Raw genomic sequence first — 26952 nt, forward strand, 5'->3', positions numbered from 1 at the left:
GGAGGGAGGCAGAGATGGACGACTGCACGCACGACATCATGACGCGTCAGCGCGAGGCCCACGTACGCCGCACGCTGGAGCGCCGCCGGCCCGGGACGATCCACCAGGCCTCCTGGCGGGCCCGGGCAGCCGGCGCGGTGCGCCGGCTCGCCGACTCGGTCGACTCCCGCCCAGCGGGGACGACCGCGCCCACTCGTCCGATGTGACCCTCGGTCGCCCCGGATCGACGTGACGCCGAGCGCCGCAGACGCGGCGCCGCCACGACGGTGAATCCTCCCCGTCTACCGCACGAACCACACATCATCGACGTCCCGTACGGGCACGTCGACGACGCCTGCACAGGCATAGGGGCAATGACATGAACGAGTACACCCATCTCCTGCTCACGAACATGCGTGAACGAGAGCTCACCCGCCGACTCGAGCAGCGAGAGCACCTCGGTACGACCTACCGCCCCTCGCTGCGCAACCGGACGGCCAGGACGCTGCACAGGGTCGCCGACCGCCTCGACGGCCAGTCGTGACCGACGACCGTCAGAGCCGACACCACCGAGACCGGTGTCACCGAGACCGGTGTCACCGGTCTCGTGCGCTCCAGGCAGTGGCGATCTCGGCGCCGACTGTGATGTTGTTGGCCGCGATGTCGAGGTTGACCTCGAGGCTCGAGCCGTGGGTCAGCTCGACGATCCGGGCGAGCAGGTAGGGGCTGACGTCCTTGCCGGTGATCGCATCGCGCTCGGCCTCGGCGAGCGCCTGCCGCAGCGCCTCGTCGTGGACCCGCGGGTCCAGCTGCTTGTCGGACGGCAGGGGGTTGGCCACCAGCACCGCGCTCTCACGTCCGAGGGCGTCGTTGGCGGCCATCACCGCAGCGACCGTCGCGGCGTCGGGGACCGCCCAGTCCAGAGTCTCCCCCGACTCCGTCAGCCAGAAGCTCGGGAACTGGTCCGTCCCGTAGCCCAGCACCGTGACGCCGAGGGTCTCGAGGCGCTCCAGGGTCGCCGGGATGTCGAGGATCGACTTCACGCCGGCCGACACCACCGTGATGCGTGTGCCGGCGAGCGTGGTGAGGTCGGCCGACTCGTCGAACGTGGCGCTCGCCCCTCGGTGCACCCCACCCAGGCCGCCGGTGGAGAACACGCGGATCCCCGCCCGGGCCGCGAGGAAGGCCGTGGCCGCGACCGTCGTGGCACCGGAGGTCCGGGTCGCCATCGCGACCGGAAGGTCGCGTACGGACACCTTCACCACGGAGTCGTCGAGGGCGATCCGCTCGAGCGCGGCGTCGTCGAGCCCCACGTGCGGCTCCCCGTCGAGGACGGCGATCGTCGCGGGGACGACGTCGCGCTTGCGCAGGATCTCCTCGAAGTCACGCGCCGCCTGCAGGTTGCGGGGTCGTGGCAGGCCGTGGGAGATGATCGTCGACTCGAGCGCGACGACAGGTCGGCCGGCCTCGCAGGCAGCGGCGACGTCGGGGTGGATCCTCATCCGAGCGGTCTCTCCTCAGATCGTGGCGCGATAGAAGTTGGCGAAGGAACGCGAGGGCGTGGGACCGCGTTGCCCCTGGTAGCGCGACCCGTACTTCTCGGAGCCGTACGGGTGCTCGGCCGGCGACGAGAGCCGGAAGAAGCAGAGCTGGCCGATCTTCATGCCGGGGTAGAGCTTGATCGGGAGCGTCGCCACGTTGGCGAGCTCGAGCGTGACGTGCCCGTCGAACCCGGGGTCGACGAACCCTGCCGTGGCGTGGGTCAGGAGACCGAGACGCCCGAGCGACGACTTGCCCTCGACCCGGGCGGCGACGTCGACAGGGAGGGCGACCCGCTCGTACGTCGACCCCAGGACGAACTCGCCGGGGTGCAGGATGAACGGTCCACCGTCGGCCGCCGTGACCTCTTTGGTGAGATCGGACTGGTCCTCTGCGGGGTCGATGTGCGGATAGCGATGGTTCTCGAAGACCCGGAAGAACTTGTCGAGGCGGACGTCGATGCTGGACGGCTGCATCATCTCCTCGTCGTAGGGATCGAGGACGATCCGTCCTTCGTCGAGCTCGGCTCGGATGTCGCGGTCGGAGAGCAGCACAGACCGACGGTAGCGCAGGTCTGTGGACGGAGGCCTTGGCTGACCCCGGGTGGATGTGCTTCACTTCCGAGGTCCCCCCTGCTGTCCACGGAAGGTGAACTTGTGGCTACCCCCGGCCGCAGGAAGGCTCACCGCGCCCCCCGCAAGCGCAAGACGAGCCCGACGTCGTCCAGGATCCGTCCTTCCGTGACGGTCACGCCCGAGACCCCGCACGAGCGCCTGGAGGCTCTGCCTCTGCGCTCCGCCCGTCGCCGACCCGCCGCGCTGGCCGGTCTTCTGCTCGCAGGAGTGGCGACCGTGGCCGCTTCTGCCCCGCAGGCGATCAGCACGACCGCTGCCAACGTCGAGGGCGGGTCGACCAGCGGCATCGTGGTCCGGTCCGCCCCCAGCCTCGAGCAGCACATCGCCGAGCGTCGTGAGATCGCCGTCACGCGCTCGAGCGGACGTGCGGCTCTCACCGCCCCCGGCAAGCAGGTGGTCGCCGGCGTCGCCGAGGCCACCGCAGAGCCGGAGGAGGAGGACGCGGCCGAGACGGAGGGCGCAGACTCCGAAAGCCCCGATGCCAGCACGCCGAGCGGATCGGTCTCGGGCAAGCCGTGCGCCAGCGGCTCCTCGGTCGAGAGCGGTCTCTCCTCGAACGCGATCGCCGTCCACCGGGCGGTGTGCGCCGAGTTCCCCAGCGTCTCCTCGTACGGCGGGGTCCGCGCGGGAGACGGCGGCGAGCACGGCACCGGACGCGCGCTCGACATCATGGTGAGCGGCTCGACCGGTGACGCGATCGCCGCCTTCGTGCGCGCGAACGCCTCCAAGCTCGGCGTCTCAGAGGTCCTCTGGGCGCAGAAGATCTGGACTACCCAGCGTGCCTCCGAGGGCTGGCGCCCGATGGAGGACCGCGGCTCGTCGACAGCGAACCACTACGACCACGTCCACGTGACGGTGAGCTGAGCGGCACCTATATAGTGGTCGGCGTCGCCTCGGCGACGACGCCCGCGGGCGTAGTTCAATGGCAGAACATCAGCTTCCCAAGCTGATAGTGCGGGTTCGATTCCCGTCGCCCGCTCCCTTCACGAAGGCCCTGGCCGAGACGACAACAGTCCCGGCCAGGGCCTTTGCTGTGAACTAGCTCGACCAACCGAGGCCGTCGACGAACTCCTCCACCGCGGTCACGACGCGACCCAGGACAGCGACCGAGTCGGTCAGCGGGCCGGGGACGTACATGCCGTGATCGGCGCCCTCGACCTCGAGCACCCGCGCCGAGAGGCGGCGCGCGGCGTCGGCGTCCCACAGTGGGTCCGCCGTGCCTCCCACGAGCAGGAACGGCGCGGTTGCGCGGCTCAGGGCGTCGACCACCCACGGGAGGGTGAGTAGCGGCGTGATCCACACGGCGGGCAACGATCTTTCCGCGGCGATCGCCGCGGCATTCGTGCCCAGGGACTTGCCGATCAGCAGCGGTCGGCCGCCCACGTGGTCGATGAGAGGAACGACCTCGCCGCAGACCCAGTGCTCGATCCCCGGCTGATCGAGAGCCGAGGGCTGTCGGAACCACGAGTGCCGGTGCACGGTCGCGCCCCGCCGCTCTGCGACGTCACCGGCATACATCAGCAGCGGCGCGCCCGGTCCGAATCGAGCGCCGGGGATCACGACGACGTCGGTCATGCGGAGACCGTACCGACCGCGAGGCCACTTCGGGGCCATCGTCGTTCGTCGAGCAAGACCTGGTGCCCACCGTGCGATCAGTTCATTCGTCGCTGGCAGCGATTCGCCAGGTTCTCGCCCGCGCCGCCTGGCTCGCGCGGCGAGTTGCTGCCACGAACGGGACATTTCGGTTGCTGCCCCTGTTGCTGTCTCGTCGGCTGGCCTAAGTTGAGGCGGTCCAACACGACTCAACGAGGAGGTCCGTAGTGCGAAGAGCACTTACCGGAGCCCTGGGAGCAGCTGTCGCCGCCACCTTGGTGACCACTGCAACACCGGCAGCGGCAATCGACGACGTCAACACGACGCAGCTCCGCAAGGCTGTCACCGTCAACGGCATCCTGAAGCACGCACGTGCGCTTCAGGTCATCGCCAACCAGAACGACGGGACGCGCGCCTCCGGGCTCCCCGGCTACGAGGCATCCGTCGACTACGTCACCAAGCAGCTCCGCCGATCGGGCTACTCGGTCAAGAAGCAGGCCTTCACGTTCTCGTTCTTCCGGTCGCTCTCCGAGCCGACCCTCTCGCAGGTGTCGCCGACGGCCACCGACTACGAGACCGACATCTACAGCTACTCCGGCGGCGGTGAGGTGACCGGCGTCGTCGTGCCCGCGAACGACAACGTCATCCCCGCGACCGAGGAGCCGAGCAGCACCGCCGGATGCACCCCGGGCAGCTTCGATCCCGCGCCGGCCGAGGACGCGATCGCGCTCGTCCAGCGCGGCGGCTGCGACTTCGCCGTCAAGGTCGACAACGCCGCGGCGGCGGGCTACGACGCCGTGATCATCTTCAACGAGGGCAACCCGGGCCGTACCGAGCTGTCCATCGGGACCCTCGGCGATCCCAAGGACATCCCGGTCGTCGGGCTGTCCTACGCCGACGCCGTGGCACTGCTCGAGCAGGCCGCCGCAGGCCCCGTGACGCTCTCGGTCTCGACCGAGGTGGAGACCGATCCCAACCGCACCACGTGGAACGTGATCGCGGACCTCTCGCCGAAGGACCTCAAGAAGGTCAAGAACAAGGACCAGGTCGTCGTCGTGGGCGCCCACCTCGACTCCGTCCCCGAGGGCCCCGGCATCAACGACAACGGCAGCGGCTCGGCCGGCACGCTCGCGATCGCACAGGCGATGTCGGACCTCAAGCTGACCAAGAAGCTGTCCCGCCCGGTGCGCTTCGCGTTCTGGGGTGCTGAGGAGTCCGGTCTGCTCGGAGCCGAGCACTACGTCGCGTCGCTGAGCGATCAGCAGCGCTCGAAGATCTACGCGAACCTCAACTTCGACATGATCGGGTCGCCGAACTACGTCCGCTTCGTCTACGACGGCGACGGCTCCTCCGGCGGTCCGGTCGGTCCGCCCGGATCCGACGTCATCGAGACGATCTTCACGGACTACTTCGAGAGCCAGGGTCTGGCGAGCGAGCCGACCGACTTCGACGGACGCTCCGACTACGGGCCGTTCATCGCGGCCGGCATCCCGGCGGGCGGTCTCTTCTCGGGCGCCGAGGGTGTGAAGACGCCGGAGGAGGCAGCCGTCTACGGCGGTACGGCCGGCGAGTGGTACGACCCGTGCTACCACCAGGCCTGCGACGACATCACCAACCTCAGCGTGAAGGCGCTCAACGAGCTCGGCGACGCCGCTGCGCACGCGACCTTGACGTTGACGAAGTCGAAGTCCGGTCTCTTCCCCGACGGCAGCCGCAAGGCGAACGCTGCGGCGTCGGCGAAGGCCCAGGCCCTGTCCGCGCCGGCCCCGGCACGGCATCAGGGTCACGCGGCGACGCGCTGAGCCGACCGACCGGTTCACCATCTGACCGATGCCCCTCCGCTCCCTCGGGCGGAGGGGCATCGGTGTGTCCTCAGTCGTTCGGCACGCGCTGGACCGCGAGGAGCGCCTCGCCGAGAGCCCTCACACCATCCTCGCCGACGACGTCACCGAGGAGACCCAGGAACGCGCCTTCGAGCGCGCTCTGCGCATCGCGCCAGCGGCCGGAGTCGCTGGGCCGCTGGCGCAGCCTCGCCTCGGCGATCTCGTCGTCGTTCCACCCGAGCGTGGACATGCGCTCGGCGCCTGCGCCCGGATCGACGAGCATCGCGCGCGGGACGGAGAGCCCGACCAGGCCGAGGGCGGCGAAGTACTGACCCCCACGGATCTCCCGCACCGCCATCGCCGCCTGCGCCAACCGTGCCGGGACGTCGTTCGGGCGCTCGGCCCGCTGCCAGCCCTGAGCCAGCAGCATCGGCGCCAGGTCGGCCTCGTCGAGCACCTGCTCGAGCAGGGCCGTGGCGCGACCTGCCGCCTTGTCGTCCACGAGGTTCTCGCGGCCCCACCGGTGACACACGTCGAGGTAGGCGTCCACCGCGGCCTGTGGCGCCGTCTCGGCACTGCGCTCCCAGACGCTGTCGACCACACGCCGGGAGAAGATCCCCAGGACGTCGAAGGCCGCGTCCGTCGAGACGTCGCCGAGGACGCCGACGCGCCCGCGGAAGTAGAGGGCTGAGGCCGGCATGCCGGCCTCCTTGGAGGTCGACCGGATCATGGTCGACGTCATGAAGGTGCTGCCGAGTGTGTTGAGCGCGTCGCGCCAGGGGTTCGCGGGGGGCATGGGTGCACGGTAGCCGCCCCCAGAGGCCCCGCGCAGGGCGCCGTCGCTAGACTCGGCGGGACTTCTCCCTGAGGAGGTCCCCCTTGCTCGTCCTGCGAATCCTCGCGGCCAACGCCGCTGTCGTCGTGGTGTGGATCGCGGCGCTCTCGGCGCTCGGCTTCCGGGCGATCCCGATGGAGGTGGCCCTTCTCGCGATGGGACTCATCACCTCGTCACTCCTCGTGACGCGCGCGGTGATGGCGCGCGAGCGCCGCCGCGTCCCGGTCCCCGGGCTGATCGAGGAGCCCGCGCGCCTCGAGCCGTGAGCGGATCCGCTCGGCCCGTCGTCTCAGCGACTCAGTGCGGCTGCCACGCGTCTTCGTCCGTGGTCATCGCCTCCACCGCATCCGGGAGGACCCCGTCGGCGAGGTGCTGGATCGTCACCGACTCGAAGACCTCACGGAGACTCGCCCGGGCGGCGATCCACACGTGCTGCAGCACCTCTGCCGACCCGGTGTAGGCCACGGACTCGGGCCGCAGTCCGTACACGCTCACGAGAGGGCCGTCGACCGCACGGATGACGTCGGCGACGGTGATCTCGGTGGCGGCCCGGGCAAGGCGCCAGCCACCGGACTGGCCGCGCTGGCTGACGACGATCCCCGAACGACGGAGGTCGGCGAGGATCGCCTGGAGGAAGCCGTGGGGGATCTCCTGCTTGCGCCCGATCTCCTCGGCAGAGACCGGGGAGGCATCGTCGCGGCTGGTGATCTCGATCAGGCCCCGGAGGGCGTAGTCCGACTTGGTGGAGACCCGCATGGCTGAAGTCTCCCAGATCCCTCGACGTACCCCGGTTCGGCGCCCCGGGGTTGCATCGGTTACCCGCGAGTAGGACACTTGTTATTACTCGCGAGTAATCCGCTGCGTGCGAGGCAGCACGAAAGACTAAGGACCTGTCGCCGTGAGCCACTACAAGAGCAACCTTCGCGACATCGAGTTCAACCTCTTCGAGGTCTTCGGCCGCGACGAAGTCTTGGGGAAGGGCCTGTTCGAGGACCTCGACGTCGACACCGCCAAGAGCATCTTGAGCGAGATCGACCGGATGGCGCGCGAGGACCTCGCCGTGTCCTTCGCCGAGGCCGACCGCAACCCCCCGGTCTACGATCCCGAGGCCTGCACCGTCACGATGCCGGCCGGCTTCGCCAAGAGTTACAAGACGTGGATGGACTCGGAGTGGTACCGCCTCCAGCTCCCCGTCGAGCTCGGCGGTCAGCCTGCTCCCGCGTCGCTCGTGTGGTCCACCGCAGAGCTGGTGCTCGGTGCCAACCCCCCGGTCTGGATGTACTCGGCCGGCCCGAACTTCGGCTCCATCCTGCACCGCAACGGCACCGACCGTGACAAGAAGATCGCGCAGCACATGGTCGACCGCAAGTGGGGCGCCACGATGGTCCTCACCGAGCCCGACGCCGGGTCCGACGTCGGCGCCGGCCGCACCAAGGCGTACCTCCAGGAGGACGGCACCTGGAACATCGAGGGTGTCAAGCGCTTCATCACCTCCGCCGAGCACGACATGAGCGAGAACATCATCCACCTGGTGCTCGCACGCCCGGTCGGCATCGAGGGCGTCGGCGGCCCCGGCACCAAGGGCCTGTCGCTCTTCATCGTCCCGAAGTACGGCTTCGACCTCGAGACCGGTGAGCTCGACGGCACCCGCAACGGCGCCTACGTCACCAACGTCGAGAAGAAGATGGGCATCAAGGTCTCGACGACCTGCGAGGTCACCTTCGGCGATCCGTCGGTCGGCAACGGTGCTCCGGCCAAGGGCTGGCTGCTCGGCGAGGTGCACAACGGCATCGCCCAGATGTTCCAGGTCATCGAGAACGCCCGCATGCTGGTCGGCACCAAGGCCATCGCGACGCTCTCGACCGGCTACCTCAACGCCCTCGAGTACGCCAAGGAGCGCATCCAGGGTGCCGACATGCTCGACCCGGCCAAGGACGCGCCGCGGGTGACGATCACCCACCACCCGGACGTGCGTCGCTCGCTGATGACCCAGAAGTCGTACTCCGAGGCGCTGCGCTCGCTGGTCATCTACACCGCGACCTGGCAGGACCGCGTGATGATGTCCGAGGCGGCCGGCGAGGAGGACACGCTCGCCGAGCGCGTCAACGACCTGCTGCTGCCGATCGTCAAGGGCTACGGCTCCGAGCGCTCGTGGGTGCTGCTCGGGACGGAGTCGCTCCAGACCTTCGGCGGCTCGGGCTTCCTTCAGGACTACCCGGTCGAGCAGTACGTCCGTGACGCCAAGATCGACACCCTGTACGAGGGCACCACCGCGATCCAGGGGCAGGACCTCTTCTTCCGCAAGATCGTCAAGGACCAGGGCCAGGCGATCGCCCACATGGCGCAGGAGATCCAGTCGTTCATCGGCTCGGAGGCGGGCAACGGCCGCCTCAAGGTCGAGCGCGAGCTCCTCGCCAAGGGTCTCGAGGACGCCCAGGGCATCCTCGGCGCGGTCTTCGGTCAGATGATGTCGGCCAACCCGGCCGACGGTGGCGACCCGAAGAACGTCTACAAGGTGGGGCTCAACAGCACCCGCCTGCTCATGGCGCTCGGTGACGTGGTCTGCGCGTGGCTGCTGCTGCGCGGCGCCGAGGTCGCCCTCGCGAAGCTCGAGGGCGCCGTCTCGCCGGCGGACAAGCACTTCTACGAGGGCAAGATCGCCGCGGCGCAGTTCTTCGCGCGCCAGGTCCTCCCGAAGCTCGCCGCCGAGAAGGCCATCGCCGAGGCGATCGACCTCGACGTGATGGAGCTCGACGAGGCTGCGTTCTGACGACCTGACGCACATCTCGACAGAAGGACCCGACTGTTCGCCCGGAGACGGGGGAACGTCGGGTCCTTCTGTCGGGTCCTCGTCTCAGGACGACGGACCTGAGCAGGTGCGCGAGCTGATCACGTCCTTGGGTCGGACCAGCTCGCACAGATCCCAGCTGCGGTCGTCCGTACGGGTGGTGCCCGGGCTCTTGCTGATCCCGCCGCCGTTCTCCTGGTCTCCCGGCGCGTCCAGCAGGTTGCCGTCGTCGTCGAGCACCTGCGTCTCGAGGGTCAACGCGCGCACCCCGACGAGATCACGCTTCGCGATCCGCGCCTGGAGGAAGACGTAGCCGTCGACAGCCCGAGCCACGTGCCACGGACCGGCCTGCCCGTCGACGACGAAGCGCCGGCGCATGGACGCCACCCGCTCGTCGACCTGGTAGGTGTCCCCGGCGTACCCGAGGGCGTAGCCGCCCGGACCGTCGACCGGGACCGCAGGATGCGTCGTGTCGTTGGCGTTCCTGGTCGACTTGCTCCCCGGCCCACGCATCAGCGCGGAATCCATCCCGACGGTGGTGCCCCGGTAGCGCAGCGGGATCTCGCACCCGATGCGCTGCCCCGTCGCGGAGTCCTCGGCGACGACGACCGCCGTCCGGCCGAGGCCGGTCATCCCGCGTTGCACCTGGGCGGACAGCACCTCCTCCGGCTCGAACACCGAGCGTCTGCTCCCCATCCCCTTCGCGCAGTCGGTGGCGAGAGCGGCGGCCTCCTCGCGCGGGAGGTCACGCAGCCACAGCTCGACATCGGGCTGGGCGGGCTCTGGTCGCGCCGTCGGCGACGCCGCGACCTCGGACTCCGGGACGGCGGGCGGCGAGGTCGCGGGGTCGTCGCCGGCGAAGGCCAGGCTCAGGCCGATGACCGCCGCCGCCGCCACGGACGCCACGGCCGGGCCCGCCCAGCCACGTGTGATCGGGCGGCGGCCCCGGGATGCCGTCGCGACGATCTGCGCGGCGCGCTCGTCCTTGCCGGTGAGCACTCGCTCGGTCGGAAGCTCGATCCTCATGACCGCTCCTCACGTTGCAGGATGACTGACTGCTCGCCGAGGCGCGCACGGGCGCGAGCGAGCCGGGACTTCACCGTGCCGACAGGCAGCCCGAGCGCCTCGGCGGCCTCCTGCATCGAGCAGCCCGACCACCACACCAGCTCCACCACGACCCGCTGGCCGGCGGGCAGCCGACCGACGACGGCGCGGATCTCACGCATCCGTCGTTCGCTGTCGACGTCGGCCGCTACCCCGTCGGCGTGGTCGTGGTCGATCTCGTTCAACGGCACCTTGCGCCTCAGCGCCGCCAGCCGCCGACGCCCACGCAAGGCGTTGGCGCACTCCTGCGACGCCATCGCGAGCAGGACGCCGCGAGCGGACTCGCCCCTGAGCTCGTCGACCCGTCCGTCAGCGGCCCGCCGCCACAGGGCGACGAACGTGGCCTGCGCGACGTCCTCGGCGGTCGCCCAGCACGCCACCCGGCGGAACGCGAAGTTGTAGACCGCGTCGCCGTACCGGGTGAACAGCTCGGCGAACGCGTGCTCGCTCCCCGATCGCAGCTGTGCCCACACCTCCTGATCGGGGTGCGGGTCGATGCGGTCCTCCACCTGGCTGCTCACACCCTGGAGAGTCCACCACCGACGATCGGGTTCCCTCGACGCCCCGCGATCAGATCGTTGAGCCATCCGTAGTCGACCGCGCCCGCGGTCGCGCCGTAGGTGCCGCTCGACGCCATCTCCTCGACCGCGCGCTGGACCACGGCGTAGGCGGCCTGCGCCACGCTCGACCCCAGACTCACCCGTGCCACCCCGAGACGGCCGAGGTCGTCGATGCTGAGTGCTCCGGGTCCGACCATGACGTTGACGGGGACGGGGAGCGCGGCCGTGAGGGCACCGATGCACTCGGCGGTGGAGGCACCGGGGACGAAGATGCCGTCCGCACCGGCCTCGATGTAGCGGTCGGCGCGCGCGAGCGCCTCGGCGAGCTGCTCGTCGGGGGAGCCGACCGCTGCGAGGAAGACGTCTGTACGAGCGTTGATGAACATCGGCACGCCGGCGGCGTCGGCAGCTCGTCTCGCCGCGACGATCCTCGCGACGAGCTCCTCCGGACCGCGGTCGCCGTCCTCGATGTTGATGCCCACGGCCCCCGCGTCCAGGATCACAGCCACGGTCTCGCCGACGCCGTCGGCCGACGCCGCGTAGCCGCCCTCGACGTCGACGGTGACGGGCACGTCGACCGCGGCAGCGATCGCGGACACGACGGCCGTACCCCTTGCACGGTCCAGCTGGTCGCCGTCCGGCCTCCCCAAGGCCCAGGCGACTCCCGCGCTGGTCGTCGCGACCGCCGGCGCACCGGCCTCCTCGGCGACGACCGCGCTCGCTACGTCCCAGACGTTGGTCAGGGCCAGCGGTCGCGTCCCTTCATGGAGTGAGCGGAAGCGGGCGGCCTTGTCGTTGCTCGTCGCGTTCATCGCCCTAGTACACCGGGATCGCAGCACTCCGGGCTGGCGGATATCGGACGTCACCAGCGAGTCGCGGTCACCGTCCCCAAGGCCAGGCGGCCGAGCTCCCGTGCGTGCACCTCGACACTGTCGACGAGGGGAACTGGGACTACGTGGGGCTGGATCAGCAGACCGATCTCGGTGCAGGCGAGCACGACCGCATCCGCACCCTGGTCGGCCAACCGCTGGATGGTGTCGATGTACGCCGACCGGGAGGCGACCTGCACGATCCCCTTGGTCAGCTCGTCGAAGATGATGGTGTCGGACATCTCGCGGTCAGCCTCGTCGGGGATGACCGAGTCGATCCCGTGCCGAGCCAGCCGCCCGGCGTAGAAGTCCTCCTCCATCACCCACCGGGTGCCCAGGATGCCGAGCGTCCGCCACCCGTTGCGGGCCGCCTCCGCCGCGACGGCGTCCGCGATGTGAGCGAGCGGGACGTCGATGCCGGCTTCGACCTCGGGGGCGACCTTGTGCATCAGGTTCGTGCAGATCGCCACCGTGGTCGCTCCGCTGCGGACGCAGCGCTGCCCTGCCTCGGTCAGCAGAGCCGCGGCCGAAGCCCAGTCACCGCGGATCTGGCACTGGCGGATCTCCTCGAAGTCGAGCGACTCGAGCGTGATCCGCGCGGAGGCGTGACCGCCTCTCGCGGCGGCCACGATCTCGTTGATGATCCGGTAGTAGGTCGCGGTCGAGTGCCAGCTCATGCCGCCGATCAGTCCTAAGGTCTCCATGCCTCCATGCTGTTCCGACCCTGGCGTCCCCGGAAGCCCACACTTGCCGAGGGCATCTCTTAGCGCCTCTAATGGGTCGAGATGGACCCACGACGTGTGCTCATGTTCCGTGTCGTCGCTCGTACGGGCTCGCTCAGTGCCGCGGCCCGCGAGCTCGGCACCACGCAGTCGGCCGTCAGCCAGCAGCTGAGACAGCTGGAGCGCGAGGCCGGCGGCCCGCTCCTGCTGCGGACCGCGCGGGGGACACAGCTCACCGAGGCCGGCGCCTCCCTGCTGGGGCACGCCGACGTCATGCACGGGGCCCTGCACCTCGCCGGCGAGGAGCTCGGTGCGCTGGCGCAGAGGCACAGCGGGGTCGTACGCCTCGCGTCCTTCCCCTCGGGTGTCGCGACCCTCGTGCCACCGGCCGTACGCTCGCTGCGCGCCGACCACCCCGGTGTGGGGGTCTCCCTGGTCGAGACCGAGCCGCCCGAGGCGTGGGCGTCGGTGCTTGCCGGCGAGACCGACGTAGCCCTGATCTTCGGCTACGACGGCCCGCCGGACGACGACGGCTCGCTCAGCTGGGCGCCGCTCGGGGTGGAGCCGATCCACCTCGTGATCCCGCCCGGTACGGCGCCGACCGAGCTCGACACCCCGTGGCTCGCCGAGCAGGACTGGGTCGCCGGCTGCGCTCGATGCCGTCAGCACCTCGTGTCCTGCTGTCACGGCGCAGGCTTCGAACCGCGACTGCTCCACGAGAGCGACGACTACGTCGCGGTCCAGAACCTGGTGGCGCACGGGTTCGGAGTGACCGTCCTGCCGCAGCTCGCCCTCTCGGCGTTCCGACACCCCGATGTCGAGGTACGGCGGTCCACACTGTTCGGCGAGCGGCACGTCGGGATGGTCCACCGCAGAGGCGCGGAGGCCGTCCCCGTCATCCGCGCGTTGATGGAGCGCCTGCAGGTCTGCGCCCGAGGGCTGCTCGGGGCGAGCGCGGCCGGGTCATGATGCCGTCCCTCCTGCCCCGTCACGACGGCGAGGTGCTGGTGGTCGGAGGCCCGACGCTGGTGATGGACCTGGGCGGGCTGCGCATCGTCAGCGACCCCACCTTCGACGACCCGGGACCGCACGGCTACCTCACGAAGACCTCGGGCCCGGTCGTGACCGAGGGCCAGCTGGCCGACGTCGACATGGTGTTGGTGAGCCACGACAACCACGCCGACAACCTCGACGACCGTGGCCGTGCCTTTGCGATGGCGGCTCCGCTGCTGCTCACCACGACCGGTGGCGCAGAACGCCTCGGCTCTCCAGCGCAAGGCCTCGCCGCCTGGGAGACACGGAGGTTCCCCCGGCCCTACGACGGTGAGCTGACTGTCACCGCCGTACCGGCCGTGCACGGCCCCGAGGACGGCGAGCGGGACGCGGAGGGCAACGTCAACTGCCAGGTCGTCGGATTCGTCCTCGCCGGAGCCGGTCTGCCGACCGTCTACGTCAGCGGTGACAACGCGTCGGTCCGGACCGTCGCCGAGGTCGCCCGGCGCGTCCCCGGCATCGACGCGGCGGTCCTCCACGCCGGCGCGGCCCGCGTCCCGGGGAAGTTCCGCGGGCGCCCGGTCAGCCTCGACAGCGTCCGCACGGCTGCGGCAGCCGCGATCCTGTCCGACCCGGTCACCATCCCCGTCCACTACGACGGGTGGGCGCACTTCACCGAGGGTCGCGACGCCATCGTCTCCGCGTTCGACGACGCCGGCCTCGCTGCCGTCGTGCGCATCGCCGACCACGGCACCTGGATCCCGCTGACGCCCTAGCGCCTCCGGCCCGGAGAGGGCACCGATACGCTCGCGCCATGGTCCAGCCAGTCACCTCGCGCGAGCCACGACGCCCGCGGCGGCTCTCTCGAGGCTGGTACGCCGTCGGCGCGGTGATCGCCCTCGTCGGGGTCGCCGGCGCACTCGTCCTCGGTCTCGGCGCCGTGGGCGTCGCCCGCGACGCAGCCGTGACGGCGCTGCCCGACGACAGCTCCGTCACCGTGACCAAGAACCGGCTCGCGGTGTGGGTGCGAGCCGACGTCCCCGCGGAAGCCACGGGTGCCGACCTCGGTGTCGCGTGCGACCTGATCCCCCAAGGCGGGCCCGTCATCGAGGTTCCCGCGCTGCGCAACCAGTCCGCGGCGGTCGGTGGGTGGCACCTCGTGGCGCTGTCGGCACGAGACTCGACGACCGGCTGGGTCGGCACGGAGGCCACGCTGTCGTGCGACGCGACCGACCCACGGCTGGCGACGGCCACGTGGGGCACGGGCAAGCAGCCGCAGGTGCTCGGCGTCGTCGCGCTGTCCCTCGGTGCGCTCGCGTTCGGCGTCGGCGGCGTCGTCGTCGGGACGCTCGCGGCGCTCCTGGTGTGGCTCGCGCGGAGGCGGACGCTGCGGCCCTGAGCCGCGACCGGTCCGCTAGGCCGTACCGCCGAGCGGGAGCACGATCCGAGCCTCGCCGTCTGGTGTGACCCGGACCGGGACCCCCCAGTCCTGCTGATGGATGTAGCAGGCGGCGCCGACTCCGCCGTCGTCGTCGCAGGACGCCGCCATGGCGGCCACGTGGAGGACTCCGTCACCGACCGCGGGATCGAGGACCAACCGACGGTCGAGTCCGGTCTCCCGGCCCTCGCCCTCGCGGAGGAGTGCCGGCGGCGTCGACGTGACGACCAGCCGCGTCGCGGGGCCGTACCGCTCGTCGAGGTGCTGCCCCGGTGGCGGCGTGAACGCGACCACCAGCTCGACCTCGCCGCCGCGGACGTCGGTGGTCGGGCGGCCGGTCGTGTGGCTGGCGCCGCTGGCGGCCGCGGAGGACCCGACCGCCACTCGGGTGAGCCGGTGCCCCGTCGACTCGACGACGAGCACGGTGTCACCGTCCACGAGCAGGCCGGACGGCTCGGCGAGGCCGGTGGCCAGGGTGCTCACCTCGTCGGTCGCCGGGTCGTAGCGGCGCACGGCGCCGTTGTAGGTGTCCGCGATCGCCACCGAGCCGTCGGGGAGGACCGCAAGACCGAGCGGGTGCTGGAGGAGCGCCTCGTCGGCCGGGCCGTCGACGAACCCGAAGTCGAAGAGGCCTTGCCCCACGACCGTCTCCACGACGAGCTCACCGTCGCGCTCGACGATGCGGCGAAGCGCGCTCGCCTCCGGGTCGGCCAGCCACAGCACCTCCCCGTCGGGGGCGAGGCGCGACGGCTGGGCGAACCACGCGTCGATCAGCGGCCCGTCGACCAGTCCTTCGTTGGTGGTGCCGGCGACCACCTCGACGGTTCCGGTGGCCGGGTCGAAGGTCCAGAGCTGATGGATCCCGGCCATCGCGACCCAGACCCGGCCGCGCCACCAGGCCACGTCCCACGGTGACGACAGCGACGTGGTCCCGTCGCCCTGCATCCACTGCCGACCGTCACCCGCGAGCGGCTCCGCCGCACCGTCGTCGAGCCGGAGTCCGACGAGCTGGTGCGCCACCGTGTCGGCGACGACCACGTCGTACGCGACGGTGTCCCGTACGCCCTCGGGGAGGAGCACGAGTCCGTTCGGCTCGCGGAACCCCTCGTGGCGGCCGACGACGGTCGCGGCGTCCGCCGCGAGCTCGACGACGCTCCCGCTGCCGGCGTCCGCGACGAGGACGTTGCCGGACGGGAGCCGGATCGCGGTCGCGGGAAAGCGGAGGTCGCCCGGCTCGGGATCGGGAGCGACGTACGGCGACCGGCCTCGCGTGAGCGAGCCTCGCTCCTCGTACTCGGGGACGAGCGTCGCGAGCAGCGCGTCGATGGCGTGCACGTGGCCCTCCCCGGCGTACTGGGCGACGACGTAGCCCTCCGGGTCGACCACGACCAGGGTCGGCCAGGCGCGCACGGCGTACGCCTGCCACGTCGTCAGGTCGGGGTCGTCGAGGACCGGGTGGGTGACGCCGTTGCGCTGGACCGCCGCGGCGAGCGCGTCGGCGGTCGCCTCGTGGGCGAACTTGGGCGAGTGCACGCTCACGACCACCAGCGCGTCGGCGTACTTCTCCTCCAGCGGGCGCATCTCGTCCAGGACGTGCAGGCAGTTGATGCAGCCTGAGGTCCAGAAATCGAGGACGACGAACCGTCCGCGCAGGTCGGCGAGCCCGAGGTCCGCGCCCCCCGTGTTCAGCCAGCCGCGACCCACCAGCTCGGGCGCCCTGACACGGACGCGACGCTTCTCGTTCACGCTCCGAGAGTAGGCACGGTGACCCCAGCGCGCGGCTGTCGGCCACCCTGCGGACGCGTTCGGCGTCCCGCCAGAATCAGGACAGGAAATGTCCGCATTCGACCTTAACGTCGGGTCATGACGACATCACCCATTCCTCCCGACTACGGCACGCTGACCCCCTACGTCTCCGTGCGAGGTGCTTCAGAGTTCGTCGACTTCATGGTGGCCGCCTTCGGGGCGGTCGAACGCGGGCGGTTCGCGCTCCCCGACGGACGGCTCGGGCACGCCGAGGTGCTCATCGGCGACCGTGTCGTCATGGCGTTCGACGCAGCACCGGAGTGGCCAGACTGCATCGCCCTGCTCAGCCTCTACGTCGAGGACGTGGACGCGACGTTCGTCTCGGCGCTGAATGCCGGAGCTCAGGAGGTGACTCCACTGGCCGACGACGCCTTCGGCAACCGAGGGGGCCGCATCCGCGACCCCTTCGGCAACGTCTGGTGGCTCGCGTCGCACGTCGAGGACGTCACACCGGACGAGATGGCGGCACGCCTCGCTGAGCCCGCGTACCAGCAGCAGATGACGACGGCGATGGAGACGTTCGACGCCGAGATGCGGTCGCGTCGCTCGAGACGCGGGTGATTTCTCGAAGGTCGGGTCCAGCACCGTCCCGGCTCCCCTAGGCTTTCGCGCATGGATCTCTCGCTGTACGTCGACGCCTGGGCCGAGTCCGCCGACCGGACCCTGGCGCTCCTCGACGCCGTGGTGGACGACGCGTGGGAGCTGCCGACCGGCTGCCCGGGTTGGCGCGTCCGTGACGTGGTCGCTCACCTCGCTGCGCTGGAGTCGGAGCTCGCGGGCACCGGCCGCGGTGGCCCCGCGCAGGGACGTGTCGACGGCGGCGAGTTCACGTCGGCGTACACCGAGGCCGGGGTGCGTGAGCGCGACGACGCCATGCCCCGCGAGCTGGTCGACGAGCTCCGCGAGGCCGTCGAGGTCCGCAAGAAGGCCCTCGCGTCTCTCCCCGACGACCCGTCGGCCGCCGCGGGGGTCACGCCCGGAGGCATCGGCTGGAGCAACGAGACGCTGCTGCGCAACCGGATGGTCGACATGTTCGTGCACGAGCAGGACCTGCGCGGCGCCGTCGGCGCCCCGGGCGGGTACGACGGCCGCGCCGGCGCCCTCGTGGTCGGAAGCTTCCTGACCGCGCTGCCCTATGTCCTCGCCAAGCGGCTGAAGGCCGAGCCGGGCACCGAGCTGGACGTCGAGCTCACCGGCGGCGTGAGGCGCTCGGTCTGGGTCGAGGTCGGCGACGGCGGACGGGGACGGCTCCACGACGGCACGTCCCCGCAGCCGACGGCGCGGGTCAGCATGGCCGCCGAGACGTTCCTGATGCTCGTCTCGGGGCGCGAGGCGCTCCATCCCCTCTCGGTCACCTGGACCGGCGACTCCAGCCTGGTAGGTGACCTCCTCGCCGAGATCGCGGTCACGCCGTGAGGCCGGCGCCCGCGGCGGGTTCCTGGACCACTGACGACATCGGTGACCTCCACGGCACCACGGTCGTCCTCACCGGGGTCACCGGAGGCCTGGGCACCGAGGTGGCCTTTCAGCTCGCGCACCACGGCGCGAAGATCGTCGCCGCCGGGCGCGATCTCGCCACGGTGGAGGACGCACTGTCAGCGCTGCGGCACGGGGTGCGTGACGCGCAGGCGCTCGCCGTCCGGCTGGACCTCGCCGACCTGGACTCGGTCGCCGCGGCTGCCACCGAGATCGCCGAGCGCGCCGGGCGGATCGACGTGCTGATCAACAACGCCGGCATCATGGCGGCGCCCTTCCGCACCTCCGCGCAGGGGTTCGAGCTGCAGATGGCGACCAACCACCTCGGCCACTTCGCGCTCACCGCGCACCTCTGGCCGACCCTGACGACGAGCCGTGCGCGGGTCGTGTCGGTCTCGTCGCTGATGCACTCGTTCGCCCGCAAACTCGACCTGAGGTCGCTGGAACCGGGTGCGCCGCTCGCCCGCTACGACCGCTGGGGGGCGTACGCGCAGTCGAAGCTCGCGAATCTTCTCTTCATGCGCGAGCTGGACCGACGGGTCCGCGCCGCCGGGATCGACGTCACGAGCCTCGGGGCACACCCGGGCTATGCGCTGACGCAGCTCTCCCGGTCGGGCCTCCAGCTCGGCGGCCGCAGCCTCCAGGGGGCCGTCGTCCACCAGGTCAGCCGAGCGGTCGCTCAGTCCGCCTCCGCAGGGGCGTGGCCGATCGAGCGCGCGGCGACGGACCCGACGCTCGAGGGCGGCGCGTACGTCGGGCCGTCAGGCTTCCGCCAGCTCCGTGGCCGGCCGAAGCCGGTCGGGATGACGGCGCTGGCCCGTGATCCCGAGCTCGCCGCCGAGCTCTGGGATGCCTCGGAGACCGCGGCCGGGGTGAGGTTCACCATCGGCTGAGCGCCAGCGAAGAACTCCCGCCTGGGCTCATCACAGGTTAGGCTCCCGCCATGCTGGTACGCCGGATCGACGACCCCGATCTCGACGCCGTGCTCGCCCTCAACCAGGGCGCGCTCGAAGGCGTCGGGCCCCTGACCATGGAGCGGCTCGAGGAGATCCTCGGGTACGCCGAGCAGGCCGTGGTGGCGCAGGACGCCGACGGGGCGCTGGGAGGCTTCGCCCTCACGCTGCCGCCAGGCACCGCCTACGACAGCATCAACTACCGCTGGTTCTGTGACGAGCTCGACGACTTCTCCTACGTCGACCGGGCTGTCGTCGCGCCCGGCTTCCGACGGCGCGGCATCGCGACGATGCTCTACAACGTGCTCGAGGAGCGTGCGCGTGCGCGTGAGCTGATGGCTCTGGAGGTCTACGTGGAGCCGCGCAACGATGCGTCCCTGGCCTTCCACGGCTCGCGCGGCTACGCCGAGGTGGGGCGGCTCGACCAGGCCGACGGCAAGAAGGCCGCGATGATGACGAAGCAGGTCGGTTGAGCCTCAGGCACCGACGCTGACGGACTCGCCGCGCCTCATCGCCGCCAGGACGTCGGGCGCGGTCTCGGCGAGCTTGCGCCGGATCCTGCGGCGGTGGCGCACGATCATCGCTGCACCGAGGAGCCACGGGACGACCTGGACCGCCATCGCGCCTCGGAAGGCGCTGGAGGCGTAGACGTCGGAGCCCGCGGGTGTGAGCAGGTCGAGCACCACCCCGATCGCGAGGATCGTGCACAGCGACGCGATGAAGCCACCGGTGTTGACCAGGGCTGTCGCCAGGCCGGCGCGCTCGGCACTGCCGAAGGTGCGCACGAAGTCGAAGCCGACCATCGATGCAGGCCCCCCGACGGCCGTCACCACGACCATCGTGACCAGCAGCCACGGCGGCGCGTCACCCGGCCAGAGCAGCACGGCGGCCCAGGAGCTCGCGATCGCGGCCACGATGGTGAGGGTGGTCGACGACCGGTGGTACGGCCGGTGGGCGGTGAGCCACGCGAGGAACGGTCCGCTCGCCATCGTGGCGAGGGTGAGCAGGGTCAGCAGGAACGCCGCGAACGCCGGAGTGGTGTGCTCGCCGCGGACGAAGAACGGGTAGCCCCAGAGGATGCCGAGGACCGTGGCGCTGAACTGGGTCGAGAAGTGCGTCCAGAACCCGAGCCGAGTCCCGTCGTCGCTCCACGCGTCACGGATGCGGCTTGCCAGCCCTCGGATCTGGAGCGGCGCACCGAGGTGCCGCCGGACGCCAGGACGGTCGTGCACGACGACGAGGAGCGCGGCGGCGAGAACGAGCCCGGCCACGGCGGTCGTGAGATAGGCCCAGGTCCAGCCCAGCCGGTGGAGCGCCCACGTCATCGGCACCGCGGCCAGGATCATCCCGAGCTGGCCGCTGATCCCGGTCAGCTGCGTCATGAGCGGCACCGTGCGGGGCGCGAACCAGTAGGCGACGAGCCGCAGCACGCAGACGAACACCATCGCGTCACCGGCGCCGACGGCGATGCGCGCGACCAGGGCCACGGGGTAGGACGTGGCGAGGGCGAACACGACCTGCGCGGCGCTCAGGGTGAGGACACCGGTGAGGATCACCGCACGAGGTCCGAACCGGTCCAGCGCGAGGCCGACCGGGATCTGCATCCCCGCGTAGACGACCAGCTGGAGGACGGTGAACGTCGAGAGCTGGGCCGCGCCGATGTCGAACCGTTCGGTGGCCTCGAGCCCGGCGACCGCGAGCGACGATCGGTGGAACACCGCGAGCACGTAGACCGAGAGGGCGACGAGCCACACCACGTAGGCGTTGCGGCGCAGGCCGAGCCGGCGCGAGACCCGGGCGATCACGCCGACGCTCCGCCAAGACCCAGGACCGCGTGGCGGCTCGCTGAGAGGTGGGCGTCGGTCGCTGCCAGGAATGCGTCGAGATCGTCGCCGGCGATCAGGCGCGCGAGCTCGCGGTGGTCGCGTACGGCGGCCTCCATGCGCTCAGGAGACAGACCCATCGCGGTGGCGTTGACCATCATCTGCCGCTCACGGAGGCTGCGGTAGAAGCGGCAGACGTGCGGGTTGCCGGCCGCAGCGACGACGACCTCGTGGAAGCGGCGGTCGGCCTCGGTGAAGGCGGCCAGGTCGCGCTGCACACGGTGCTCCTCGGCAGAGTCGACGAGCGCGTCGAGCTCGGCACGGATCCGGCCCCCTGCGGCGAACGCACGCGGGGCGGCCCACTGCTCGACGAGCGCGCGCGCCTCCCACACCGACTCCGCCTCGGCACTGGTCACCGTCAGGACGATCGCACCGCGCTTGGGATAGATGCGTACGAGTCCCTCCGTCTGCAGGCGCAGCAGCGCCTCACGCACCGGCGTCCGCGAGCATCCAAGACGCTCCGCGAGCGCGACCTCTCCGAGCTCCTCCCCACCGGGAAGGTCGCCGACGAGGATCTCTCGCTTCAGGGTCGCGTACGCCCGCTCCGTCGCGGAGGGACGAGCAGGAACGGTGGGGGCAGCGTCAGGGAGGCGGCTTGCACACATGTTGCATACATGATGGCACGCGCCTGCGACAGGCTCCGACAGGAGCCCTACGGCGTCACCTCACCCGGACGTCGTCGACCCGTCCGCCGTGGTCCAGCCACCACTGGGCACCGTGGCGCATCGCCGACGAGCGCCGGCGGTCCTTGCTGACCCGTTCGAGGATCGGGTCGCGCTGCATCCCGGCCGTGTACAACGCCGCGTGCGCGACGCTCAGGTCGGCATGGCCGAGCAGGTCGGCGACGCTGGGCACGGGACCTCCCGGCACGTGGGCGAGGGCGATGAGAGTCTGGCGGACGTCGGCGCCGCTCAGGCTCAGACGGTTGATCAAGGCGTCCCGCTCGGCCTTGCCGACGACGTACGGCAGCACACCCGGCGCTCCCTCGAAGCACCGGTTGGGCTGGGTCTGCTCGATCAGCACCTCCCCCAGCGCGGCGGCGTACGGGCTGCGCGACAGCACCAGGGCGGACTGGTGGCGCACGTCGTGGCTCGTCGCGCTGTAGGCGTCCTCGACGATCGTGCGACCGACGGGGTCGACCTCCCGCCCGGTGAACGACTCGATCCGCGCCGTCGCACCCCGGACCGCGGTCGCGAGCATCGTGGCGCGACTGGTCGCCGAGTTGGAGAGCGCGCGCGGACGCGACGGGAAGAGCTGCGGCCGGAGGCGTCGGAGCCGGTCGGCGGTCTGGACGGGAAGCACCTCCAGCAGCGGCACGATCCTGTGCAACGAGGTCTCGCTGGCCCCGTCGAAGAGCATGTGGGCCAGCTGCGCCTCCAGAGCCGCCATCGAGGACGGCGTGACCTCGTGACGGACGAGCTTGCGGTGCAATCCCCAGGTGGCACCGAGCTGGAGCTGGGCCGACGGCTGCGTGAGCAGCGAGATGAGGGTGTTGACCGCCTTCTCCGCGCGGACGTCGGCGATGAGGAGGACGGGGACGAGAGTGGCCTGGGCGCGCGGCTCGATCACCTGGGCACCCACCGCGCGCATGACGCGCGGCTGGTGCAGCGGCGCCTCGATCAGGCGGCGGAGCGCCTCGTAGCGGGTCACGAGTGCCAGGCCGTTGGCACGCGACGCCTCGCTGACCAGTCGACAGAGGAGGGGGTCGAGGGCGCTCAGGTAGGGGTCGTCGAACGGGTCCGACGCGGCGACGCACCCCGCCCACTCGAACCAGTCGACACCCTCGACGACCGGCCCCTGGACGGTGGCGAAGGCCTCGTCGAGCCGGGCACCGGAGACGTCGACGCTGCGAGCGGGAGGCCGCGCACCCCACGACCGCGCCAGGCCTTCGCAGGTCGCTGCGAGGCCGGCTCGCGGCAGACCGAGGATCTCCTCGTACGACCGCAGGACGGCTTCGGGGACCCGCAGGCGCCCCGACTCCCACCTGCTGACCCGCGAGGCGTCGGCCCGGTGGCCGTGCCGCGCGAGCTCCTCGGCGTACGGCTGGAGCTTGCGCAGATCAGTGTCTGCCGACATCAGCCGCCATTGGCGCAGGAGCCATCCCACGCGTTCGTAGGCGCTGATCTCCCGCGACTCGCCTGTCACCGGATCACCCCTTCCCCCGGCAGCGGTCATCACGCGAACGTAACGACCCGGAGGGTCTGAGTGGACGGGTTCTGAGAATTTGGCGCATTTCCGACATGCCGCAGCGCATCGGCTCCGGAACCGATGCGCCACGGCTCAGACGCCGCGGGTCACTCTCAGAGGGCGAGTGCGCTCGCGGGATCCTCCAGCAGCCGACCGACGTCGGCGAGGAATCGCGAGCCCTGTTCACCGTCGACGACCCGGTGGTCGAACGACACCGCGAGGGTCGTCACCCACCGCGCCACGATGTCGTCGTCGACCACCCAGGGGCGGCGGTTGATCGCCCCGACGGCAAGGATCCCCGTCTGACCGGGCACCAGGATGGGCGTGCCGGCGTCGACCCCGAAGACGCCGACGTTGGTGATGCTGAACGTCCCTCCTGCAAGGTCGGACGGTTGCGTCTTGCCGTCGCGTGCCGTCCGGACGACGTCTCCGATCTCGGCGGCGAGGTCGGGCATCGAGCGGCGGTCGGCGTCACGCACGACCGGGACGAGCAGACCGCGCGGAGTGGCCGCGGCGATACCGAGGTTGACGTCGTGCTTGAGCACGACCTCCTGCCGCTCGCTGTCGAACGACGCGTTCATCTCTGGCGTGCGTCGCAGCGCGAGGCACACCGCGCGGACCACGAGCAGGAGCGGCGACAGCTTGACCTCCGACAGCGCGCGATCGGAGCGCATGCGCTCCAGCAGCTCCATCGAGCGTGTGACGTCGACCGTCAGCCATTCGGTGACGTGGGGTGCCGTGAACGCCGAGGCGACCATCGCCTCCGCGGTGGCCTTGCGCACCCCCTTCATGGGGATGCGGGTCTCCCGGTCGCCACCGCCGGATGCGGTCGCCGCGGCGACGACGGTCGGGGCGGCTGACCCAGGTGCGGTCGGCGTCGAGATCTGGCGCGCGTAGGCCTCCACGTCCGGACGGCGTACCACTCCGCCGTCGCCGGGCGGCACCTGGCGGAGGTCGACGCCGAGGTCCTTGGCCAGCTTGCGGACAGGGGGCTTCGCGAGGGTCCGGACCGCGGCGGGCAGCGCCGCTGCCGGAGCCGGTGCAGCCGCGGGAGCCGGTGCGGCTGCCGCTGTCGGGGCCGGTGCCGGCGAGGAAACGGTGCCGCGGCGGCGCCGGCGTACGGAGTGACGCTCGCGCGGGCCGTACCCGACGAGGGTCGCGACCGGCGCAGCCTCCGCCTCCGGTGGCAGCTCGGCCCCCGTCTCCGCCCGCTCCTCGACCGGAGGCGGCTCCGCCGTCCCCGGGGGCGGCGCAACAGGCTCGTCGGCGCCGTCGGAGACCGCGATGATCGGGGTGCCGACGGCGACGGTGTCACCCTCGGCGACCAGGAGAGCGGCGACCGTCCCCGCGTACGGGGTGGGCAGCTCGACGATGGACTTGGCGGTCTCGATCTCGCAGACGATGTCGTTGACCTTGAGCGTGTCTCCGACCGCGACGTGCCACGAGACGATCTCGGCCTCGGTCAGCCCCTCGCCGGGATCGGGCAGCTTGTACTCGTTCGTCGCCACCGCCCTCACCACGCCAGGCTGCGGTCGACGGCGTCCAGGACCTGGTCCAGGTCTGGCAGCCACGTCTCCTCGACGCGGCTCGGCGGGTACGGCGTGTCGAACCCGCCGACCCTCAGCACCGGGGCCTCGAGCGAGTAGAAGCACTCCTCGGTGATCCGCGCCGCCAGCTCCGCGCCCATGCCCAGGTTGCGGTGCGCCTCGTGCACGACGACGGCGCGCCCGGTCTTGCGGACCGACGCGTGGACCGGCGCCATGTCGAGCGGCGACAGCGTCCGCAGGTCGATGACCTCGAGGTCGAGACCGTCGGCGATGCCGGCCTCGGCGGCACCCATGGCGACCGCGACCGACGGCCCGTACGCGAGGACGGTCGCCGACGTGCCGGACCTGACGACCTGCGAGGAGAACAGCGGGGGCGGCGCCACGTCGAGGTCGATCTCGGCCTTCGTCGAGTGGTAGAGCCGCTTGGGCTCGAGGAACACCACCGGGTCCGGCGCGGCGACGGCCTGCTGGATCATCCAGTAGGCGTCACGCGGGTTGGAGCACGCCACCACCTTGAGGCCCGGCGTGTGCGCGAACTGCGCCTCGGGACTCTCGGAGTGGTGCTCCACCGCGCCGATGCCGCCGCCGAACGGGATCCGGATCACCAGCGGCATCACCACCCGCCCGCCGGAGCGGTAGCGGTACTTGGCGACCTGGCTGACGATCTGGTCGTACGCCGGATAGACGAAACCGTCGAACTGGATCTCCACGACCGGTCGGTATCCGCGCAGCGCGAGGCCCACGGCCGTCCCGAGGATGCCGGCCTCCGCGAGCGGGGTGTCCATCACCCGGTCCTCGCCGAAGTCCTTCTGAAGGCCGTCGGTGATACGGAAGACGCCGCCGAGGCGGCCGATGTCCTCACCCATGAGGATGACCTTGGCGTCGTCGTCCATCGCGTGCCGCAGGCCGGCGTTCAGCGCCTTGGCCATCGTCATCGTCGTGCTCACCGGGCCACCTCCGTCTCGAACGTCTCCGTCCAGGAGCGGAACTCCTCCTGCTCGGCCGCGATCTCGGCGGTCTGCTCGACGAACACGTTGGCGAACAGGTCCACGGGGTCGGGGTCGGGCAGCGCGCGCACGTCGGCGCGCAAACGCTCGCCGAGGGCGTCGGCCTCTGCCTCGATGTCGCTGAAGAACTGGTCGTCGACCGCGTTGATGCGACGCAGGTAGGCGCGGACCCGCTCGAGCGGGTCGCGGAGCCTCCACCGCTCGACCTCGTCCGAGAGGCGGTAGCGCGTGGGGTCGTCGGTCGTCGTGTGCGCACCCATGCGGTAGGTGAACGCCTCGATCAGGGTCGGTCCGCTGCCCTCACGAGCGCGCTGGAGGGCTTCCTGGGTGACGGCGTGCACGGCGAGGACGTCGTTGCCGTCGACGCGTACGCCCGGGAAGCCGAACCCGGCGGCGCGCTGGTAGAGCGGCACGCGGGTCTGCCGGCTCGTGGGTTCGGAGATGGCCCACTGGTTGTTCTGGCAGAAGAACACGACGGGCGCGTTCATCACCGCGGCGTAGATGAAGGCCTCGTTGACGTCGCCCTGGCTCGTCGCGCCGTCGCCGAAGTAGGCGACGACGGCGGCGTCGCGGCCGGGCTCGCCGGTGCCGACCGCACCGTCACGCTGGATGCCCATCGCGTAGCCCGTGGCGTGCAGCGTCTGAGCGCCGATCACGATCGTGTAGAGGCCGAAGTTGTGCTCGTCGGGATCCCAGGTGCCCTGGTCGGTGCCGCGGAAGAGTCGCAGCAGCGCGATCGGATCGACCTCGCGGCACCAGGCGACGCCGTGCTCGCGGTAGGTCGGGAACGCGTAGTCCTGCGGGGCGAGGGCTCGACCGGACCCGATCTGTGCGGCTTCCTGCCCGAGGAGCGAGGCCCAGATGCCGAGCTCCCCGTGACGCTGGAGCGCGGTGGCCTCGGTGTCGATCCGGCGGGTGAGGACGAGGTCGCGGTAGAGACTCGCGATGGTGTCGTCGTCACCGTCGAAGTGGTAGTCGGGGTGCTCGACGCGCTCGCCCTCAGGGCTGAGCAGCTGGACGAGCGGAGGGTCGACAGGATCGGCCATGAGGCACTCCTCGCGTTCGGCGACCTCGGGGTCTCCGCGGCCGGCGGATGTGAGTCGTCGAACGCCAACCGGACGGTAGCCGGGCAGGCTGTCGACGGGGTGTGAGCGGGCTCACACGTGGAGCCAGGCTAGCACCGGCCCGCAGGGCCCGGGGGGTGCCTCCACATCC

The 26952-nt window shown here is 71.1% G+C and carries 29 protein-coding genes and 1 tRNA gene; 14 read left to right on the top strand and 16 right to left on the bottom strand.

Features of this window, described 5'->3' with window-relative positions:
- Positions 1 to 14 precede the first annotated feature (14 nt).
- Both KV102_RS05325 and KV102_RS05330 read left to right on the top strand, forming a co-directional pair.
- Positions 15 to 206: a hypothetical protein gene (locus tag KV102_RS05325; protein WP_220345518.1), complete on the top strand. Its 192-nt coding sequence runs from the start codon at positions 15 to 17 to the stop codon at positions 204 to 206.
- A gap of 152 nt (positions 207 to 358) precedes the next feature.
- Positions 359 to 523, top strand: a complete 165-nt coding sequence (locus KV102_RS05330; protein ID WP_220342358.1) for a hypothetical protein — start codon at positions 359 to 361, stop codon at positions 521 to 523.
- 52 nt (positions 524 to 575) lie between these two features.
- On the opposite strand, the gene KV102_RS05335 is transcribed toward KV102_RS05330, so the two are convergent.
- Both KV102_RS05335 and dcd read right to left on the bottom strand, forming a co-directional pair.
- Complete coding sequence (locus tag KV102_RS05335; RefSeq protein ID WP_220342359.1) at positions 576 to 1481, bottom strand: pseudouridine-5'-phosphate glycosidase; 906 nt, start codon at positions 1479 to 1481, stop codon at positions 576 to 578.
- A 15-nt stretch (positions 1482 to 1496) separates the two neighbouring features.
- Positions 1497 to 2072: a dCTP deaminase gene (dcd, locus tag KV102_RS05340; protein WP_220342360.1), complete on the bottom strand. Its 576-nt coding sequence runs from the start codon at positions 2070 to 2072 to the stop codon at positions 1497 to 1499.
- Positions 2073 to 2258: 186 nt separating this feature from the next.
- Between dcd and KV102_RS05345 the strand changes: the two genes are divergently transcribed.
- Positions 2259 to 3017, top strand: coding sequence for a hypothetical protein (locus KV102_RS05345; protein WP_220345519.1), 759 nt, complete (start codon positions 2259 to 2261; stop codon positions 3015 to 3017).
- Between the two features lie 44 nt (positions 3018 to 3061).
- Positions 3062 to 3132: transfer RNA gene (locus KV102_RS05350), tRNA-Gly, on the top strand.
- Positions 3133 to 3191: 59 nt separating this feature from the next.
- Here KV102_RS05350 and KV102_RS05355 read toward each other — a convergent pair.
- Positions 3192 to 3728 carry an alpha/beta hydrolase gene (locus KV102_RS05355; RefSeq protein ID WP_220342362.1) on the bottom strand — a complete coding sequence of 179 codons (537 nt, stop codon included), beginning with the start codon at positions 3726 to 3728 and terminating at the stop codon, positions 3192 to 3194.
- 245 nt (positions 3729 to 3973) lie between these two features.
- Between KV102_RS05355 and KV102_RS05360 the strand changes: the two genes are divergently transcribed.
- A complete protein-coding gene (locus KV102_RS05360; protein WP_220342363.1) occupies positions 3974 to 5548 on the top strand; it encodes a M20/M25/M40 family metallo-hydrolase in 1575 nt (524 codons plus the stop codon).
- Between the two features lie 70 nt (positions 5549 to 5618).
- On the opposite strand, the gene KV102_RS05365 is transcribed toward KV102_RS05360, so the two are convergent.
- Positions 5619 to 6365 (bottom strand): hypothetical protein, encoded by a 747-nt coding sequence (locus tag KV102_RS05365; protein ID WP_220342364.1) that lies wholly within the window; start codon positions 6363 to 6365, stop codon positions 5619 to 5621.
- Between the two features lie 83 nt (positions 6366 to 6448).
- Between KV102_RS05365 and KV102_RS05370 the strand changes: the two genes are divergently transcribed.
- A complete protein-coding gene (locus KV102_RS05370; protein WP_220342365.1) occupies positions 6449 to 6670 on the top strand; it encodes a hypothetical protein in 222 nt (73 codons plus the stop codon).
- A gap of 31 nt (positions 6671 to 6701) precedes the next feature.
- Here the strand turns inward: KV102_RS05370 and KV102_RS05375 are convergent, their stop codons facing one another.
- The gene (locus KV102_RS05375; protein WP_220342366.1) at positions 6702 to 7160 is read right to left on the bottom strand and encodes an Rrf2 family transcriptional regulator; all 459 of its coding nucleotides are present in this window, start codon (positions 7158 to 7160) and stop codon (positions 6702 to 6704) included.
- A gap of 142 nt (positions 7161 to 7302) precedes the next feature.
- Between KV102_RS05375 and KV102_RS05380 the strand changes: the two genes are divergently transcribed.
- On the top strand, positions 7303 to 9174 hold the full coding sequence (locus tag KV102_RS05380; protein WP_220345520.1) for an acyl-CoA dehydrogenase: 1872 nt from the start codon (positions 7303 to 7305) through the stop codon (positions 9172 to 9174).
- Between the two features lie 84 nt (positions 9175 to 9258).
- Here the strand turns inward: KV102_RS05380 and KV102_RS05385 are convergent, their stop codons facing one another.
- Genes KV102_RS05385 through KV102_RS05400 form a run of 4 tightly spaced genes read right to left on the bottom strand, consistent with a single transcriptional unit; the run spans position 9259 to position 12429 of the window.
- Positions 9259 to 10218 (bottom strand): hypothetical protein, encoded by a 960-nt coding sequence (locus tag KV102_RS05385; RefSeq protein WP_220345521.1) that lies wholly within the window; start codon positions 10216 to 10218, stop codon positions 9259 to 9261.
- Positions 10215 to 10817, bottom strand: a complete 603-nt coding sequence (locus KV102_RS05390; protein WP_301021972.1) for an RNA polymerase sigma factor — start codon at positions 10815 to 10817, stop codon at positions 10215 to 10217. Before KV102_RS05390 ends, KV102_RS05385 begins: the two co-directional genes overlap by 4 nt.
- The gene (locus KV102_RS05395; RefSeq protein ID WP_220345522.1) at positions 10814 to 11668 is read right to left on the bottom strand and encodes an isocitrate lyase/phosphoenolpyruvate mutase family protein; all 855 of its coding nucleotides are present in this window, start codon (positions 11666 to 11668) and stop codon (positions 10814 to 10816) included. Before KV102_RS05395 ends, KV102_RS05390 begins: the two co-directional genes overlap by 4 nt.
- A 50-nt stretch (positions 11669 to 11718) precedes the next feature.
- On the bottom strand, positions 11719 to 12429 hold the full coding sequence (locus KV102_RS05400; protein ID WP_220345523.1) for an aspartate/glutamate racemase family protein: 711 nt from the start codon (positions 12427 to 12429) through the stop codon (positions 11719 to 11721).
- Positions 12430 to 12510: 81 nt separating this feature from the next.
- Between KV102_RS05400 and KV102_RS05405 the strand changes: the two genes are divergently transcribed.
- From KV102_RS05405 to KV102_RS05415, 3 genes are read left to right on the top strand one after another with little or no spacing between them, the layout of a single operon-like run.
- A complete protein-coding gene (locus KV102_RS05405; protein ID WP_220345524.1) occupies positions 12511 to 13416 on the top strand; it encodes a LysR family transcriptional regulator in 906 nt (301 codons plus the stop codon).
- Positions 13413 to 14216 (top strand): MBL fold metallo-hydrolase, encoded by an 804-nt coding sequence (locus KV102_RS05410; protein ID WP_255560564.1) that lies wholly within the window; start codon positions 13413 to 13415, stop codon positions 14214 to 14216. The genes KV102_RS05405 and KV102_RS05410 overlap by 4 nt, the downstream gene beginning before the upstream one ends.
- A gap of 38 nt (positions 14217 to 14254) precedes the next feature.
- A complete protein-coding gene (locus KV102_RS05415; protein WP_220345525.1) occupies positions 14255 to 14839 on the top strand; it encodes a hypothetical protein in 585 nt (194 codons plus the stop codon).
- 15 nt (positions 14840 to 14854) lie between these two features.
- Here KV102_RS05415 and KV102_RS05420 read toward each other — a convergent pair whose 3' ends face one another.
- On the bottom strand, positions 14855 to 16624 hold the full coding sequence (locus tag KV102_RS05420; protein WP_220345526.1) for a thioredoxin-like domain-containing protein: 1770 nt from the start codon (positions 16622 to 16624) through the stop codon (positions 14855 to 14857).
- Positions 16625 to 16741: 117 nt separating this feature from the next.
- Here KV102_RS05420 and KV102_RS05425 point away from each other — a divergent pair, with 117 nt between their 5' ends.
- From KV102_RS05425 to KV102_RS05440, 4 genes are read left to right on the top strand one after another with little or no spacing between them, the layout of a single operon-like run.
- On the top strand, positions 16742 to 17245 hold the full coding sequence (locus tag KV102_RS05425) for a VOC family protein (RefSeq protein WP_220342375.1): 504 nt from the start codon (positions 16742 to 16744) through the stop codon (positions 17243 to 17245).
- Between the two features lie 51 nt (positions 17246 to 17296).
- Complete coding sequence (locus KV102_RS05430; protein ID WP_220345527.1) at positions 17297 to 18100, top strand: maleylpyruvate isomerase family mycothiol-dependent enzyme; 804 nt, start codon at positions 17297 to 17299, stop codon at positions 18098 to 18100.
- Positions 18097 to 19053: an oxidoreductase gene (locus tag KV102_RS05435; protein ID WP_220345528.1), complete on the top strand. Its 957-nt coding sequence runs from the start codon at positions 18097 to 18099 to the stop codon at positions 19051 to 19053. The genes KV102_RS05430 and KV102_RS05435 overlap by 4 nt, the downstream gene beginning before the upstream one ends.
- A 50-nt stretch (positions 19054 to 19103) precedes the next feature.
- Positions 19104 to 19586: a GNAT family N-acetyltransferase gene (locus KV102_RS05440; protein WP_220342378.1), complete on the top strand. Its 483-nt coding sequence runs from the start codon at positions 19104 to 19106 to the stop codon at positions 19584 to 19586.
- 3 nt (positions 19587 to 19589) lie between these two features.
- On the opposite strand, the gene KV102_RS05445 is transcribed toward KV102_RS05440, so the two are convergent.
- The 6 genes from KV102_RS05445 to pdhA all read right to left on the bottom strand — a co-directional run bounded on the left by KV102_RS05445 (position 19590) and on the right by pdhA (position 26783).
- Positions 19590 to 20918, bottom strand: a complete 1329-nt coding sequence (locus tag KV102_RS05445) for a nitrate/nitrite transporter (RefSeq protein ID WP_301021978.1) — start codon at positions 20916 to 20918, stop codon at positions 19590 to 19592.
- On the bottom strand, positions 20915 to 21601 hold the full coding sequence (locus KV102_RS05450; protein ID WP_220345529.1) for a GntR family transcriptional regulator: 687 nt from the start codon (positions 21599 to 21601) through the stop codon (positions 20915 to 20917). The genes KV102_RS05445 and KV102_RS05450 overlap by 4 nt, the downstream gene beginning before the upstream one ends.
- A gap of 55 nt (positions 21602 to 21656) precedes the next feature.
- Positions 21657 to 23171 carry a hypothetical protein gene (locus KV102_RS05455; protein ID WP_220345530.1) on the bottom strand — a complete coding sequence of 505 codons (1515 nt, stop codon included), beginning with the start codon at positions 23169 to 23171 and terminating at the stop codon, positions 21657 to 21659.
- 125 nt (positions 23172 to 23296) lie between these two features.
- Positions 23297 to 24691, bottom strand: coding sequence for a dihydrolipoamide acetyltransferase family protein (locus tag KV102_RS05460; RefSeq protein WP_220345531.1), 1395 nt, complete (start codon positions 24689 to 24691; stop codon positions 23297 to 23299).
- Positions 24692 to 24696: 5 nt separating this feature from the next.
- The gene (locus tag KV102_RS05465; protein WP_220342572.1) at positions 24697 to 25665 is read right to left on the bottom strand and encodes an alpha-ketoacid dehydrogenase subunit beta; all 969 of its coding nucleotides are present in this window, start codon (positions 25663 to 25665) and stop codon (positions 24697 to 24699) included.
- A gap of 8 nt (positions 25666 to 25673) precedes the next feature.
- Entirely contained in the window at positions 25674 to 26783 is a 1110-nt protein-coding gene (gene pdhA / locus KV102_RS05470) for a pyruvate dehydrogenase (acetyl-transferring) E1 component subunit alpha (RefSeq protein ID WP_220345532.1), read from the bottom strand.
- Positions 26784 to 26952: the final 169 nt, after the last annotated feature.

Origin of the sequence: Mumia sp. zg.B53 (assembly GCF_019550935.1) — a bacterium.
Lineage (GTDB): Bacteria > Actinomycetota > Actinomycetes > Propionibacteriales > Nocardioidaceae > Mumia.